This window comes from Streptomyces sp. NPDC052052, from assembly GCF_040680455.1.
Lineage (GTDB): Bacteria > Actinomycetota > Actinomycetes > Streptomycetales > Streptomycetaceae > Streptomyces.
Window position 1 is genome coordinate 276,647 of sequence record NZ_JBFAWU010000005.1, and the last position, 15,724, is coordinate 292,370.

Sequence of the window (15,724 nt, forward strand, 5' to 3'; positions counted from 1 at the left end):
TTTTCAGCCATGCTCGGTGGGTAATCGGCCCCATGCGGGCCAGCGACCGTTCGGTCTGCTGTCGCTGCGTTCCGCGATGCCAAGCGGTGAATTGACGCCAGATATCCGGAAAATGACGTATCGAGGTGACGGCTCCTGGTCTCGCACCGTCACCAACCCGCCGACCTCGGCCAGCAGCACCGTCGATTTTGCGCCATGCGGAGCGTGCGTTGACGAGGGGCGAACGCGCGGCCCGACCGGGGTCGGCATAATCGCGTCCATGCAGAGCACGGGTGGAGACTTCGTCGAGCTGGAGCGGGACCTGTACGCGTGGCTCCCGCCGAGACGCGGCTGGGGTCTCGCCAACTGCGGCCTGCTGACCTCGCCCCGCAGCGCGCTCTGGATCGACACCCCGTACGACACCGCGCTGGCCGGTCAGTTCCTGGACGAATCCAGGAAGCGGCTGCCCGGCGGCAGCTCCATCGACCGGGTGGTCGTCACCCACGCGAACGGCGACCACTTCTGGGGAGCGGGCGTACTCCCGGACGCGGAGATCATCGCGACCCGCGAGGCCCGCGAACACATCCACTACGAGCCCACGCCCCAGCAGCAGCACGCGCTCGTCGCGGGCGGCGATCCGGCCACCCCGCTCGGCGCCTATCTCGGACGCCACTTCGGCCCCTTCGACTGGTCGCAGACCGAGCCGGTGCAGCCGACCACCTATTTCACCGGGGAGCTCGAACTGACCCTGGGGGAGTACCCGGTCCAGCTCTCCGCGCTGCCGCCCGCGCACACCACCGGCGACCTGATGGTCCATCTGCCCGTGCAACGCGCCGTGTTCAGCGGGGACGTCATCTTCTCCTCCACCCCTGCTCAGCCCGGCGACCACCCGGTGCACTGGGCGGGCCCGCTCGACAACGTGATCGCGGCCTGCGAGCGGATTCTGGCCACCGGTGCCGAGATCATCGTGCCGGGGCACGGACCGGTCCTCGACCGTGCCGGGGTGCGTGACCACATCGTGTACCTGGAGTACGTGCGCGAGCGCGCCCACGCCTTCCACGCCGCCGGGATTCCCGCCATCGAGGCGGCCCGTCGGGTCATCGCCGAGGGTCGGCACCCCGAACTCGGCCTCCCCGAGCGGCTGGTGGTGACCATCGGCAGCGAGTACCGGCAGCTCGACGGCTCCGAACTGCCCGGGGTGCTCCAGGTGATGACCGAGGTCGCCGTGGTGGCCCAGGAGGTGGAGCAGGCCGGTGAAGCAGTCCGCCCGGCAGGGAAGTAGGCGGAGCTCCCACGGCCGCTTCGGCCGGAGGGCCGATCCGGCACGCGAGATGCGGCAGCGCCGTGGGACGGATCGTGGCGGTGATCGCCGGCGCAGTCGCCGTGGCGGCGATGAGAGTGTGCCCGCCGCGCCGATGACTCGTCCGACGTGCTGGTTCCTTTGCGCCGATCGGCCCGTGAGCCGTGTCGCTGGTACGCCGAACGGGTGATGGGCGAGAGAATTGCCTGATGAACAGCGAGCGCAACGCCGACCGAAGCACAGACGGGGTGGTCCGGTGAGCAGGTACGACGTCACGGACGAGCAGTGGGAGGGGCTTGCCCAGGTCGTACCCCTGCGCGGCCGCAACGAGTGGCCGTCCAGGGTCGATCACCGCACGGTCCCCGACGAGAGCGCGAAAGCCGAACAGCGGAGGCTTGTCGTGCTCCGGGTCCAGGTGTTCGCGGACGCGCGGGAGGTGGCGGAGCACCTGGTCGCACAGGTGCCGGTGCTGCTCGATCTGACCAGCGCGGAGCCGGACGTGGCCAAACGCATCCTGGACTTCGCCAGTGGGGTGGTCTTCGGCCTGGGCAGCGGAATGCACCGGGTCGACCGGAACGTCTTCCTGCTGTCGCCGGCCGGCATGGAGGTCGAGGGGGCCGCGGCGGCGGTGGTACCCGGTTCGTAGGAACGCCGCCGGACCTGTGGCCGGCCGGGGCGGTACGGGCCCGGGGGGCCGCCGGGGTGACGGTGGTAGACCTGGGACCGTGACAGAACTCGATGTACGTGCCCTCCAGCAACGGCTCGCCGCTTTCGCGGCCGCGCGAGGCTGGGAGAAGTACCACACCCCGAAGAACCTGGCGGCGGCCCTGAGCGTCGAGGCCTCCGAACTCGTCGAAATCTTCCAGTGGTTGACGCCGGAGCAGTCGGCGCGGGTGATGGACGCGCCCGAGACGGCGCATCGGGTCGCTGACGAGGTCGCGGACGTTCTGGCGTATCTGCTCCAGTTCTGCGAGGTGTTGGGGATCGATGCGCTGGCGGCACTGGCGGACAAGATCGACAGAAATGAGACCCGATTCCCGGCGCCGGGCCGTCCGGACAGCCCTGAGGATCGACATCGTCACTCTTCGGAGTGATCAAAATATCCACAGTCGACCTGGTGTCCACAGATTTCCGAATTCCTCTGGCTTTTCGGTGCCCGTTCCCTCACTCTGGGTAATGAATGAGGTGAGCGGCTTTTCGTACGGACGGGGGTAACGCATGGACGCGGAGCGGCTGGTGGGCGTCGGTCGACGTGCTCTGGCGCAGAGTCGCGGCACACCGGACATCATCGCCGAGGCGTGGCAGGCCCAGGTGCTGGCCCAGGCGATCGGCAGTCGGCTGGCGGTGGACGGGCCCAAGGAATTACGGGCAGAGGCGCGCGGGCTCAGCGAGATCGGCGGAAGAAGCGGGGGGCCGTTGGAGCATCCGGCGGCGCGAGCCTCCGTCGCGAGGGCGGTGCAACTCACCGGGGTCGGCGAACCACGGGCGGCGCTGACGGGGCTGGGCGCGTTGCTCGGGGAAGTGGGGATGGCGCTGGTCGGGGTGGCCTGCGAGACCGATGAGCAGGGGCTCTACTGGCAGTGCATGGAGGCGATCGACGCAGCCGACGAGTCCTTGGACCGGGTGCACGGAATGCTGCGGCGACTCGACGAGCGGGACCGGGAGCGGCGGCAGGACATGGAGCGGGAAGGCGAGCGCGACCACCGCTACGGCACGGTCCGCGGACCGGCGGGCTCGGCGGCGGGCTCGCCGGGACCATGACGCAGACGCCGGGAGGTGCAGGATGGGGGCATGGATCTTCGAATCTTCACCGAGCCCCAGCAAGGGGCCGACTACGACACCCTGCTCACCGTCGCCAAGGCCGCCGAGGATCTCGGCTTCGACGCCTTCTACCGCTCCGACCACTATCTGCGGATGGGGCCGGGGGACGGGCTGCCCGGCCCGACCGACGCGTGGATCACCCTGGCCGGGCTGGCGCGCGAGACCAAGCGGATTCGGCTCGGCACGCTGATGACCGCGGGGACCTTCCGGCTGCCCGGCGTGCTCGCCATCCAGGTCGCACAGGTCGACCAGATGTCCGGTGGTCGCGTCGAGCTCGGTCTGGGCGCGGGCTGGTTCGAGCAGGAGCACAGGGCGTACGGCATTCCGTTCCCCAAGGAGAAGTTCGGCAGGCTCGAGGAGCAACTGGCCATCGTCACCGGGCTCTGGGCGACGGAGGGCGGCCAGACGTTCAGTTTCGACGGCAGGTACTACCAGCTGACCGACTCACCCGCGCTGCCCAAGCCGACGCAGGCGAAGGTGCCCGTCCTGATCGGTGGTCACGGCACGAAGCGGACACCGCGGCTGGCAGCCGCCTACGCGGACGAGTTCAACATTCCCTTCGCGTCGTTGGAGGACAGCGAGAAGCAGTTCGGCCGGGTCCGGGAGGCGGCCCAGGCGGCCGGCCGCGGACCGGACGACCTCGTGTACTCCAACGCCCTGGTGGTCTGTGTCGGCAGGAACGACGCCGAGGTCGCGCGGCGTGCCTCCGCCATCGGCCGTGAGGTGGCGGAGCTGAAGGCGAACGGCCTCGCGGGTTCGCCCGCCGAGGTGGTCGACAAGATCGGGAGGTACGGCGCGATCGGGTCGTCCCGGATCTACCTCCAGATCCTGGATCTCGACGATCTGGAACATCTGGAGCTGATCTCCTCCCAGGTCCAGTCCCAGCTCGGCTGAGCCGGGAACGGTTCCGGCCCACCTGAGCCGGGAACGGTTCCGGCCCACCTGAGCCGGGAACGGTTGCGGCCCACCCGAAGCAGGTACGGTCCCGGCTCGGTCCCGCCGATGTGGGGTCCTGACCACCCGCCCAGGACCACGACAGGACCTGGTCGACCCGACCCAGGGCCTGTTCACCGTTCGACAGGGGCCGGTCGAGGCCTGGCCGATCCCCAGCACAGGAGGGAGTCACCCGTGCAAGCCGTCCGATCGGTCAACGGTCCGCCCGCGCGTGCGCTCGACCGGGCCGTCTCGGAGGGGACGGTCCTGCTCGACGGCGGCCTCTCCAACCAACTGGAGGCGCAAGGCTGCGATCTGTCCGACGCGCTGTGGTCGGCCCGATTGCTGGCCGATGGGCCGGGACAGATCGAGGCCGCTCATACGGCTTATGTGCGGGCCGGTGCGCAGGTGCTGATCACGGCCAGCTACCAGGCGAGCTTCGAGGGGTTCGGGCGGCGGGGGATCGGACGGGCCCGGGCGGCGGAGCTGTTCGTCCGCAGTGTGCGGCTGGCGCGGCGGGCCGGGGCATCGGTGGAGCGGGACGTCTGGGTGGCGGCCTCGGTCGGCCCGTACGGCGCCATGCTGGCGGACGGCAGCGAGTACCGGGGCCGCTACGGGCTCTCCGTCCGGGAGCTGGCGCGGTTCCACCGGCCGCGGGTGGAGGCGCTGGCCGCGGCGGGGCCCGATGCGCTGGCGTTGGAGACGGTGCCGGACATCGACGAGGCCGAGGCGTTGCTGGGGGCGGTCGAGGGGTGCGGGCTGCCCGTCTGGCTCTCGTACAGCGTGCAGGGGGACAGGACCAGGGCGGGGCAGCCGCTGGAGGCGGCGTTCGCGCTCGCCGCGGGGCACGAGGGTGTGCTGGCGGTCGGGGTGAACTGCTGCGATCCGGTGGACGCGGACCGCGCGGTACGGGTGGCGGCCCAGGTGGCCGGCAAGCCGGTCGTCGTCTATCCGAACAGCGGCGAGCGGTGGGACACCGGCGGCCGGAAGTGGGTCGGCGAGCCCACGTTCGATCCGGGGAGAGTGCGGTCCTGGCAGGACGCCGGGGCCCGGCTGGTGGGCGGCTGCTGCCGGGTCGGACCGGAGAGCATCTCGGAGCTGGCCGGGCTGCTCGAAAGCACCCCGGAGGGCGAAGGGAAGGGAGGGCCCGCAGAGCCGTAGACACACGAAAATGTCTGGAGAGGTGAGAGTGACGCAGACCATAATCGGGCGTGTGTTCCTGACCATCACCACCACCGGCAATCCGGACCGCCCAGCAACCGATCTCGGCTTTCTGCTGCACAAGCATCCCGAGAAGGCGCAGGCGTTCTCCACATCCCATGGCACCGCGCATGTCTTCTATCCCGAGGCATCTGCCGAGCGCTGCACGGCGGCGCTCCTGCTGGAGGTGGATCCTGTCGCGCTGGTGCGGCGCGGCAAGGGAAAGGGCCGGGGCGGCGCTCCCGACGCGGCGCTCGCCCAGTACGTCAACGACCGCCCGTACGCGGCCTCCTCGCTGCTCTCCGTGGCGCTGAGCACGGTCTTCAAGACCGCGCTGAGCGGTGTGTGCCGCGCCCTGCCCGAACGTGCACAGGAGCCGCTTCCGCTGCGGATCGAGGTGCCCGCACTGCCGGCACGCGGCGGAGTGGAACTGGTACGCAGGCTCTTCGGTCCGCTCGGCTGGACGACCGTGGACGCCGTGACCCTTCCGCTGGACGCGCAGTTCCCGGAGTGGGGGGACTCGCGGTACGTACGGCTGGTGCTGCAGGGCGAGTTGCGGCTGGTGGATGCCCTGCGGCAGCTGTACGTCCTGCTGCCGGTGCTCGACGACGCCAAGCACTACTGGGTCGCGCCGGACGAGGTGGACAAGCTGTTGCGGGCCGGTGAGGGCTGGCTGGCCAACCACCCCGAACAGACCCTGATCACCAGCCGTTATCTGTCCCGGCGCCGGGGGCTGACCCGGGAGGCGATGCAGCGGCTCGAACTGGTGCGGCTCGCCGAGTCGGACGACCTCGACGTCGAGAGCATCGACAACGCGGTGGACGAGACGGCCGACACCGAGGAGAGGCCCGTGCCGCTCGCCGTGCAGCGCCGCACGGCGATCCTCACCGCGCTGCGTGCCGCCGGGGCGAGCCGGGTCCTCGACCTGGGCTGCGGTCAGGGGCAGTTGGTGCAGGAACTGCTGAAGGGCGTGGGCTTCACGGAGATCGTCGGGGTCGATGTCTCCATGCGTGCCCTCACCCTGGCCTCACGGCGGCTGAAGCTGGACCGGATGGGGGAGCGGCAGGCCGGACGGGTCACCCTCCAGCAGGGTTCGCTCACCTACACCGACAAGAGACTCAAGGGCTACGACGCCGCGGTGCTGAGCGAGGTCATCGAGCACCTCGACCTGCCGAGGCTGCCCGCGCTGGAGTACGCCGTGTTCGGTTCCGCCCGGCCGCGGACCGTGATCGTAACGACGCCGAACGTCGAGTACAACGTCCGCTGGGAGAGTCTTCCGGCCGGGCAGGTGCGCCATGGAGACCACCGGTTCGAGTGGACCAGGGCCGAGTTCCAGGGCTGGGCCCGGGAAGTGGCACAGCGGCATGGATACGAGGTCGACTTCGTCCAGGTGGGGCCCGAGGACCCCGAGGTGGGACCGCCCACGCAGATGGCGGTGTTCACGATGACCGCGGCCGACAGGAACGGGAAGACGGCCGGGAAGACGACCGAGAACAAGACGAAGAAGGAGGCGACCGCCGCATGACCAGTACCTCGCTCACCCTGCCGGTGACCGACCTCTCCCTCGTGGTCCTCGTCGGAGCCAGCGGTTCCGGCAAGTCCACCTTCGCCCGCAGGCACTTCAAGCCCACGGAGGTCGTCTCCTCGGACTTCTGCCGCGGACTGGTCGCCGACGACGAGAACGACCAGAGCGCCAGCCGGGACGCCTTCGACGTCCTCCACACCATCGTGGGCAAGCGGCTCGCCGCCGGCCGCCTGACCGTCGTGGACGCCACCAGCGTCCAGCCCGAGAGCCGCAAACAGCTGGTCGACCTGGCCAGGAGCCACGACGTACTCCCCATCGCCATCGTCCTCGACCTGCCCGAGGAGATCTGCGTCGCCCGTAACGCGGTTCGCCGCGACCGCGCCGACATGCCGCGCCGTGTCATCCAGCGTCAGCGCCGAGAACTGCGCCGCTCACTGCGCGGACTGGAGCGCGAGGGCTTCCGCAAGGTGCACATCCTGCACTCCGAGGAGGAGGCGGAGCATGCTGAAGTGGTGCGGGAGCGCCGCTACAACGATCTGCGCCACCTCGGCGGACCCTTCGACATCATCGGTGACGTCCACGGCTGCAGCGGAGAACTCGAAGCCCTGCTCGGCAGACTCGGTTACGTCGACGGCGCGCACCCCGAAGGACGGACGGCGGTCTTCGTCGGCGACCTCGTGGACCGGGGCCCGGACAGCCCCGGCGTACTGCGCCGCGTCATGTCCATGGTGGCGGCGGGCAACGCCCTGTGCGTGCCCGGCAACCACGAGAACAAGCTGGGCCGCTACCTCAAGGGCCGCAAGGTCCAGCACACCCATGGTCTCGCCGAGACCATCGAGCAGCTGGACCGGGAGGAGGAGAAGGACCCCGCCTTCCGGGGCCAGGTGCAGGAGTTCGTCGATGGACTCGTCAGCCACTACGTGCTCGACGGGGGCAAGCTCGTCGTCTGCCACGCCGGACTTCCCGAGAAGTACCACGGACGCACCTCCGGCCGGGTCCGCTCGCACGCGCTCTACGGGGACACCACCGGCGAGACCGACGAGTTCGGCCTGCCCGTGCGCTACCCGTGGGCGGAGGAGTACCGCGGACGTGCCGCCGTGGTCTACGGCCACACGCCGGTGCCCCGCGCCTCCTGGATCAACAACACCATCTGCCTGGACACCGGCGCCGTGTTCGGCGGGAGGATGACCGCGCTGCGCTGGCCGGAGCGCGAACTCGTCGACGTACCGGCCGAGAAGGTCTGGTACGAGCCGGCCAAGCCGCTGACCACCGAGGCACCCGGGGGCAGGGAAGGCCGCCCGCTGGACCTCGCCGATGTGCACGGCCGCCGGATCGTGGAGACCCGGCACATGGGCCGCATCTCGGTCCGCGAGGAGAACGCCGCGGCGGCGCTCGAAGTGATGAGCCGGTTCGCCGTGGACCCGCGGCTGCTCGGCTACCTTCCGCCCACCATGGCACCCACCGCCACCTCGCACGAGGACGGCTACCTGGAGCACCCGGCCGAGGCCTTCGCCCAGTACCGGGCGGACGGCGTCACCGAGGTCGTGTGCGAGGAGAAGCACATGGGATCGCGTGCGGTGGCGCTGGTCTGCCGGGATGCGGCCGCCGCCCGCGAACGGTTCGGCGCACCGGACCTCTCCCGCGCAGGCGGGGGAGGGCCCACCGGGGCGCTGTACACCCGCACCGGAAGGCCGTTCCTCGACGATGTCGCACTCACCGAGGTGATCCTCGGCAGACTGCGCACCGCCGTCACCGCCGCCGGGCTCTGGGAGGAGTGGGCCACCGACTGGGTCCTGCTCGACGCCGAGCTGATGCCGTGGTCGCTGAAGGCGGCAGGGCTGCTGCGCTCCCAGTACGGCGCGGTCGGCGCCGCCGCCGGAGCCGTCCTCCCGGAGGCCGAAGCTGCGCTTGCGGCAGCGAGGGCCCGTGGGGTGGACGTGGGCGCTCTCGCGGAGCGTCAGCGGGGGCGCGCCGAGGACGCGGCCGCGTTCACCGAGGCCTACCGCCGCTACTGCTGGAGCACCCAGGGCCTGGACGGGGTGCGCCTCGCACCGTTCCAGATCCTGGCCGTGCAGGGCCGTTCGCTGGCCTCCGTACCGCACGATGAGCAACTGGCCTGGATAGACCGGCTGGTCGAGCACGACCCGACCGGGCTGCTCCAGGTCACCCGTCGGCTGGTCGTCGACACCGGCGACGAGGCATCGGTGCGCTCCGGCATCGACTGGTGGCTGGAGATGACCGGCCGCGGCGGCGAGGGCATGGTCGTCAAGCCGCTTGCCGCGCTCGTGCGGGACGACAGGGGCAGGCTGGTCCAGCCGGGCATCAAGGTACGCGGCCGGGAGTACCTCCGGATCATCTACGGGCCCGAGTACACCCGCCCGGAGAACCTGGAGCGGCTGCGCGGCCGATTCCTCGGCCACAAGCGGTCGTTGGCGCTCCGGGAGTACGCGCTGGGGCTCGAAGCGCTGGACCGGCTCGCCGAGGGCGAGCCGCTGTGGCGGGTCCACGAGGCGGTGTTCGCGGTGCTGGCGCTGGAGTCGGAGCCGGTCGACCCGAGACTCTGACCACGCCCCGCCGGTCGGATCGCGCCGGGCCCGCATGCCGCGGCACCGTGCCGCGCCGTGCGGGCGCCGGCGGATCTTCCGAGGGGATCAACGGGAAATCCGCTGGCGATTCACCGGGTGAACGGCGCCGCCCGTGGTGAGGATGGACGCATGGGATTCCATGTCGACTCCGAGTCCGGGCGGCTGCGCCGCGTCATCCTGCACCGTCCCGATCTGGAACTGAAGCGGCTCACTCCGGGCAACAAGGACGCGCTCCTCTTCGACGACGTGCTCTGGGTCCGCCGCGCCCGTCAGGAGCACGACGGCTTCGCGGATGTGCTGCGCGACCGGGGAGTGGAGGTGCATCTCTTCGGTGATCTGCTCCGGGAAGCGCTGGAGATTCCGGTGGCCAGACGGCTCGTCCTGGACCGGGTCTTCACGGAGAAGGAGTACGGGCCGCTCGCCACCGAGCATCTGCGCGCCGCCTTCGAGAAGTTGCCCGGCACCGAGCTGGCCGAGGCGCTGGTCGGCGGGATGACCAAGCGGGAGTTCCTGGAGCGCAGCAGCGAGCCGACCTCGGTCCGCTTCCGGGTCATGGACCTGGACGACTTCCTGCTCGACCCGTTGCCGAACCATCTCTTCACCCGGGACACCTCGGCCTGGATATACGACGGGGTGTCGATCAACGCGATGCGGTGGCCGGCCCGGCAGCGCGAGACGGTCCACTTCGAGGCGATCTACCGCCACCACCCGCTCTTCACCGGCCCCGACGCGGGTGTCTTCCACCTCTGGTCGGAGGGGCAGGAGGACTACCCCTCCACCATCGAGGGCGGCGACGTGCTGGTCATCGGCCACGGTGCCGTACTCATCGGGATGAGCGAACGCACCGCCCCGCAGGCGGTGGAGATGCTGGCCCGCCGCCTGTTCGACGCCGGGTCGGCGCACACGATCGTGGCACTCGACATGCCCAAGCACCGTGCGTTCATGCACCTCGACACGGTCATGACGATGGTCGACGGCGACACCTTCACCCAGTACGCGGGCCTGGGCATGCTCCGCTCGTACACCATCGAGCCCGGCGAGGGGCCGAAGGACCTGAAGGTCACCGACCATCCGCCCGAGCAGATGCACACCGCGATCGCCCACGCTCTCGGCCTGGACTCGATCCGGGTCCTCACGGCCGTCCAGGATGTGCACGCCGCCCAGCGCGAGCAGTGGGACGACGGCTGCAACGTGCTGGCCGTCGAGCCGGGTGTCGTCGTCGCGTACGAGCGCAACGCCACCACCAACACCCATCTGCGCAAGGAAGGCATCGAGGTCATCGAGATCCCTGGCAGCGAACTCGGCCGGGGTCGGGGCGGCCCTCGCTGCATGAGCTGCCCCGTGGTGCGTGACCCGGTCTGAGGCCCGCGATCCGTGCCGCGGCGCACGACGACACAGCGCCACACGTGGGGCAACGGTGGACGGCATGTATAGCGATGCATAGCTTCGTATAGACTTCCATGGTCCGTATGTGTGAGCCTCACCCGATCCAGGAGCAGTCCCATGGCCATAGACCTCGCAGGCCGCCACTTCCTCAAGGAGCTGGACTTCACGGCCGAGGAGTTCCGCGGCCTGATCGACCTCGCTGCCGAGCTCAAGGCGGCCAAGAAGTCGGGGACCGAGGTGCAGCGACTGCGTGGCAAGAACATCGCGCTGATCTTCGAGAAGACCTCGACCCGCACCCGCTGCGCCTTCGAGGTGGCCGCTGCCGACCAGGGCGCGTCCACGACCTACCTCGACCCGCTCGGCTCGCAGCTGGGGCACAAGGAGTCGGTGAAGGACACGGCTCGCGTCCTCGGCCGCATGTTCGACGGCATCGAGTACCGCGGCGACAGCCAGGCGGCCGTCGAGGACCTGGCGGTGTACGGCGGTGTGCCGGTCTTCAACGGGCTCACCGACGACTGGCACCCGACCCAGATGCTCGCCGACGTCCTCACCATGATCGAGCACAGCGAGAAGCCGCTGGAGCGGATCGCCTTCGCGTACCTCGGTGACGCCCGCTTCAACATGGGCAACTCGTACCTGGTCACGGGCGCGCTGCTGGGCATGGACGTGCGGATCGTCGCGCCCAGGTCGTACTGGCCGGCCGAGGAGATCGTCACCGAGGCCCGCAGGCTGGCCGAGACGAGCGGCGCGACCGTGACCCTCACCGAGAACATCGCCGAGGGCGTCCAGGGTGCGGACTTCGTCGCCACCGACGTCTGGGTCTCCATGGGCGAGCCCAAGGAGGTCTGGGCCGAGCGCATCGAGACCCTCGCCCCGTATGCCGTGACCATGGACGTCCTGCGCGCCACCGGCAACGCCGACGTGAAGTTCCTGCACTGCCTCCCGGCCTTCCACGACCTCGGCACCAAGGTCGGGCGCGAGATCGAGGCCACCTACGGACTCACCGAGCTGGAGGTCACCGACGAGGTCTTCGAGTCCGCGCACTCGGTCGTCTTCGACGAGGCCGAGAACCGCCTGCACACGATCAAGGCCGTCATGGTCGCGACGATGGCAGCCGCGGGCTGATCGCAGCAGGAACAAGCACCCACATCGGGTGAACATGCGCGCAGGCGACTGATCCGTCGCCTCGGGGTGGGGTTCGGGCTCGCACGCTCGAACCCCACTTTCATGCCGGACCCCTCCCCGGAGCTCCCCACGGGCCCCGGAACATCCCCCACTGCTCCACCAGAGAAGAGACGTCCCGTTGAGTCCGTTGCGCCCACAGAGCTCCATGCGCCCTTCCGGCGCGCGCATCAAGAGCCCGCACCAGCTGATCGCCGAGTCCGGCGCCGACCTGGAGGGACACGGCCTCAAGCGCACCATGGGGCTCTTCCAGCTGGTGTGCTTCGGGATCGGCGCCGTCGTCGGCACCGGCATCTTCGTCGGCCTCTCGGACAGCGTCGCCGAGGCGGGCCCCGCGGTCGTGCTGTCCTTCCTGCTCGCCGCGATCACCTGCGTCTTCACCGCGTTCTCCTTCGCTGAACTCGGCAGCGCGATCCCGGTCTCCGGCAGTTCCTACTCCTTCGCCTACGCCACCCTCGGCGAGCGCATCGCGTTCCTCGTCGGCTGGTGTCTGTTGCTGGAGTACGGCGTCGCGGTCTCCGCGGTCGCCGTCGGCTGGAGCCAGTATGTCAACGAGCTGCTGAACAGCCTGTTCGGATGGCAGCTGCCCGCGGCCCTCTCGGCGGGGCCCGGCGACGGCGGAGTGATCAACCTGCCCGCGGTCCTGGTGGTCATGATGGCCGCCATGCTGCTGGTACGCGGTGTGCGTGAGAGCGCGGGCGCGACCACGGCGATGGCCGTCCTCAAGATCGCCATCCTCATCGTGTTTTGCGTCATCGCCTTCACCGCCTACGAGCACGGGAACCTCACGCCCTTCGTTTCCCACGGGGCGGGCGGGGTCACTGCCGGGGCGTCGCTGGCGTTCTTCTCGTACATCGGCTTCGACGCCATCACCACCGCGGGGGAAGAGGTCAGGAACCCGCGGCGGAACGTCCCGATCGCGATCATGGTCTGCATCGGCCTGGTCACCCTGCTCTACTGCGCCGTCGCGCTCGCGGCCATCGGAGCACTCGGCCCGGAGGCCGTCGGCCACCGGCCCGCCGCCCTCTCGATCGTCGTCGACCAGGTCACCGACTCGACCGTCGGCGGCGGAATCATCGCCTTCGGCGCGGTCGTCGCGATCGCATCCGTCGTACTCGCGACGCTGTACGGGCAGACCCGCATCCTGATGTCGATGTCCCGCGACGGCCTGGTCCCGCGCGTCTTCGAACGGGTCTCCCCGCGGACGTCGACGCCGGTCGCCAACACCTGGATCGTGGCAGTCGTCTTCGCGGTCCTGGCGGCCTTCTCGTCGCTGGAACGCGTGGTCAATCTGACGACCATCGGCACGCTGGCCATCATGGTCGTGGTGAACATCGTGGTCATCGTGCTGCGCCGCCGGAACCCGGAGGTGACGGGCTCGTTCCGGGTACCGCTCTACCCGCTGAGCCCGATCCTGGGCATCGCCTTCTGCGTCTACCTGATGTACGGCACGGGCTGGGTGACCTGGGTGCAGTTCGCCGGCTTCCTGATCGTCGGCGTGGCGGTGTACGCCCTGTACGGCCGCCGCCACTCCCGTCTGGCCGCGGTCGACGAGCCGTGACGCGCCCCGCCGCCGACGACGGGACGGGCGGTCAGCCGTACAGGCCCCGGCCGCCGGCGCGGAACCCCGCCCGCAGCCACGCACCAGGCGGCTGCGGGCGGTTCGTCACTTCTTCTGCGCGCTGATCAGCAGCCGGTCCGAGAGCGCCCGGTAACCGATGCGCCGGTACACGCCGTTGCTGGTCGGATTCGCGAGGTCGGTGAAGAGCAGCACCTCCCGTGCGCCCGCCTCCCGCGCCGCCTGGCTGACCTCCGCCGTCACCGCCGCCGCGTAGCCGCGACCGCGGTACTCGACTGGCGTGTACACCGTCATGACTCGCACCGTGCCGGCGATCCGAGTGGTGTTGCCCGCCATCGACACCGGCACCCCGTCGTCCTCCCAGAGCGTCAGTCCGCCGGATGCCGTCCGCTCGTCCACCATCCGTTCCACATGCGTACCGGGCTGACCGACCTCATCGGCGAAGGCGCGATGCCAGTGCACCAGCAGCTCCCGGTCGGCGGCGGTGGCGGTCCGGGGCCGCCCCGGGGGTGCGGGGGAGGGCGGAACGAGTTCCTCCAGCCGGTAGAGCCGCTGCTCCTGCTCGACCCGGTGACCGGGCCAGAGGGCGGCCAGCGCCTCGGCGGTGGCCCGGTCGGCGTTCACCTTGGTCAGGGGGAGCGCCGCGGCCAGCGGACCGACCGCCTCGGGGGCCATGGTCCCCAGTACGGGCGGATACGGCGGGGTCTGCACCAGCGTCCCGGCGACCTCGTCGTCCGCCCCGCGCCACCAGCCCAGCAGCGGTGCGGCGTCGCCGTAGGCGTGCGGGCCATGGCGTCGCAGGGTCGCGGTGACGGTCAGCACCAAGGTGTTCTCCGCGGGGGACGCGTCCAGCGAGGCGCCGGCCGCGTCGAGAAAGACATCGACGTCTTCGGTGAAGGTCCAGGTCATGCCTCATCCTGTCGGATGCGGACGGCACACCTCATCCGGATTTCCGGGGGCCGTCCAGGCATGCGCGTCGGGGAGCGACGGGGTGGCGGTGGAGCCGGTGACGCATCGGCCGGACCCGGGCGTGCCGGGTCCGGCCGATGCGGGGCAGCTCCCGCCGTGCGGTGCCGCGTCGATCAGTAGGGCTTCACCAGCACATGGGCCGCGCCGGGGATGCCGATCTTCAGCAGCTCGTCCTCCTCGGGCGTGGTCGGCGTGCCCGTCTCCTGCTTGAGCACCGCACGCGACACGGCCTGCACCCACATGGCGCGCGGACGGCGGCGGTCCTCCCAGGCCTTGAGGGCCGCGGCCACATCGGACTCGGCGTCCAGCGACTGGGCGAGCACCAGTGCGTCCTCGACGGCCATCGCCGCTCCCTGGGCGAGGTGCGGGGTGGACGCGTGGGCCGCGTCACCGGCGAGCACCACCCGGCCGACGTGCCACGCGTCCTCGACCGTCACCTGGGAGATCCGCGAGTACACCACCGAGGCAGGGTCGGTGACCGTGGCGAGCGCCTCGGCAATCGGCCCGGAGAACATCGTCAGCCGCTCCTTGAGCTGCTCATGGGCCCGCTCCGGGTCCGGACGGAAGTCCTCGGGCTCCGCGAACACCGCACCCAGGTACATCAGTTCCTCGGTGATCGGGGTGAGCAGCGCCTTGGCGTCCTGGCCCGCGGTGCCCATCACCACACCTCGCACCTGGGGCTGCCGGGGCACCGTCACCCGCCAGTTGGCGAAGCCGGTGTACTCGGGGACGTAGCGGTCCCCGTACAGCCGGGTGCGCAGCGGTGAACCGATGCCGTCGAAGCCGACCACCAGGTCCCAGCGGCCGGTGGAACCGTCGGAGAGGGTGACGTCCACGCCGGTGCCGTCGTCGGTCAGCTCGGTGATGGTGGTTCCGAAGCGGATGACGGCTCCGGCGTCGACGGCGGCGGCGTTCAGCAGCCCGGCCAGGGCGGGGCGGGGGATGCCGTTGTTGGGCGGAGCGTCGTCCATGCGCGGCTGCGGTATCTCGGCGAGCGTGTTGCCCGTCGGGTCGGCGATCGTCAGGATCTCCCACTCGAAGCCCGCCCGGAGGCATGCGTCGAGCACCCCGATCTCCCGCATGACGTGCAGGGCGTTGGACGGCTGGATGATGCCGACGCCGAGCGCCTCCACCTCGTCGCGGATCTCGGCGACCTCCACGTGGTGGCCGCGCCGGGCCAGCGCGGTGGCGAGCGTGAGCCCGCCGATTCCGCCGCCGTGGATCAGAACACGCAGGGGTGATGCCATCTCAGAACTCTCCAGAGC

General features: G+C 70.4%; 13 protein-coding genes. 11 read left to right on the top strand and 2 right to left on the bottom strand.

Annotation, left to right across the window (positions count from 1 at the left end; genetic code table 11):
* Nucleotides 1-259: 259 nt before the first annotated feature.
* From AB0L71_RS08555 to AB0L71_RS08605, 11 genes are all read left to right on the top strand, one after another.
* The gene (locus AB0L71_RS08555) at nucleotides 260-1,261 is read left to right on the top strand and encodes an MBL fold metallo-hydrolase (RefSeq protein ID WP_365239662.1); all 1,002 of its coding nucleotides are present in this window, start codon (nucleotides 260-262) and stop codon (nucleotides 1,259-1,261) included.
* A gap of 274 nt (nucleotides 1,262-1,535) precedes the next feature.
* Nucleotides 1,536-1,925 carry a cell division protein SepF gene (locus AB0L71_RS08560; RefSeq protein ID WP_365239664.1) on the top strand — a complete coding sequence of 130 codons (390 nt, stop codon included), beginning with the start codon at nucleotides 1,536-1,538 and terminating at the stop codon, nucleotides 1,923-1,925.
* 79 nt (nucleotides 1,926-2,004) lie between these two features.
* On the top strand, nucleotides 2,005-2,373 hold the full coding sequence (locus AB0L71_RS08565) for a nucleotide pyrophosphohydrolase (protein WP_365239667.1): 369 nt from the start codon (nucleotides 2,005-2,007) through the stop codon (nucleotides 2,371-2,373).
* Between the two features lie 124 nt (nucleotides 2,374-2,497).
* Nucleotides 2,498-3,040 carry a DUF6099 family protein gene (locus AB0L71_RS08570; protein WP_365239670.1) on the top strand — a complete coding sequence of 181 codons (543 nt, stop codon included), beginning with the start codon at nucleotides 2,498-2,500 and terminating at the stop codon, nucleotides 3,038-3,040.
* A 30-nt stretch (nucleotides 3,041-3,070) separates the two neighbouring features.
* Complete coding sequence (locus AB0L71_RS08575; RefSeq protein WP_365239673.1) at nucleotides 3,071-3,994, top strand: LLM class F420-dependent oxidoreductase; 924 nt, start codon at nucleotides 3,071-3,073, stop codon at nucleotides 3,992-3,994.
* A gap of 234 nt (nucleotides 3,995-4,228) precedes the next feature.
* On the top strand, nucleotides 4,229-5,194 hold the full coding sequence (mmuM, locus tag AB0L71_RS08580; protein ID WP_365239676.1) for a homocysteine S-methyltransferase: 966 nt from the start codon (nucleotides 4,229-4,231) through the stop codon (nucleotides 5,192-5,194).
* A gap of 52 nt (nucleotides 5,195-5,246) precedes the next feature.
* Nucleotides 5,247-6,758 (top strand): 3' terminal RNA ribose 2'-O-methyltransferase Hen1, encoded by a 1,512-nt coding sequence (locus tag AB0L71_RS08585; protein WP_365239803.1) that lies wholly within the window; start codon nucleotides 5,247-5,249, stop codon nucleotides 6,756-6,758.
* Nucleotides 6,755-9,322 (top strand): polynucleotide kinase-phosphatase, encoded by a 2,568-nt coding sequence (locus AB0L71_RS08590; RefSeq protein ID WP_365239679.1) that lies wholly within the window; start codon nucleotides 6,755-6,757, stop codon nucleotides 9,320-9,322. Before AB0L71_RS08585 ends, AB0L71_RS08590 begins: the two co-directional genes overlap by 4 nt.
* A gap of 150 nt (nucleotides 9,323-9,472) precedes the next feature.
* Nucleotides 9,473-10,705, top strand: coding sequence for an arginine deiminase (locus AB0L71_RS08595; RefSeq protein ID WP_365239682.1), 1,233 nt, complete (start codon nucleotides 9,473-9,475; stop codon nucleotides 10,703-10,705).
* A 141-nt stretch (nucleotides 10,706-10,846) separates the two neighbouring features.
* The gene (gene argF / locus AB0L71_RS08600; RefSeq protein ID WP_365239685.1) at nucleotides 10,847-11,854 is read left to right on the top strand and encodes an ornithine carbamoyltransferase; all 1,008 of its coding nucleotides are present in this window, start codon (nucleotides 10,847-10,849) and stop codon (nucleotides 11,852-11,854) included.
* Between the two features lie 205 nt (nucleotides 11,855-12,059).
* Entirely contained in the window at nucleotides 12,060-13,472 is a 1,413-nt protein-coding gene (locus tag AB0L71_RS08605) for an amino acid permease (RefSeq protein WP_365239686.1), read from the top strand.
* Between the two features lie 105 nt (nucleotides 13,473-13,577).
* Here AB0L71_RS08605 and AB0L71_RS08610 read toward each other — a convergent pair whose 3' ends face one another.
* Both AB0L71_RS08610 and AB0L71_RS08615 read right to left on the bottom strand, forming a co-directional pair.
* Nucleotides 13,578-14,399, bottom strand: a complete 822-nt coding sequence (locus AB0L71_RS08610) for a GNAT family N-acetyltransferase (RefSeq protein ID WP_365239689.1) — start codon at nucleotides 14,397-14,399, stop codon at nucleotides 13,578-13,580.
* 173 nt (nucleotides 14,400-14,572) lie between these two features.
* Nucleotides 14,573-15,706 (bottom strand): FAD-dependent monooxygenase, encoded by a 1,134-nt coding sequence (locus AB0L71_RS08615; protein WP_365239692.1) that lies wholly within the window; start codon nucleotides 15,704-15,706, stop codon nucleotides 14,573-14,575.
* Nucleotides 15,707-15,724: the final 18 nt, after the last annotated feature.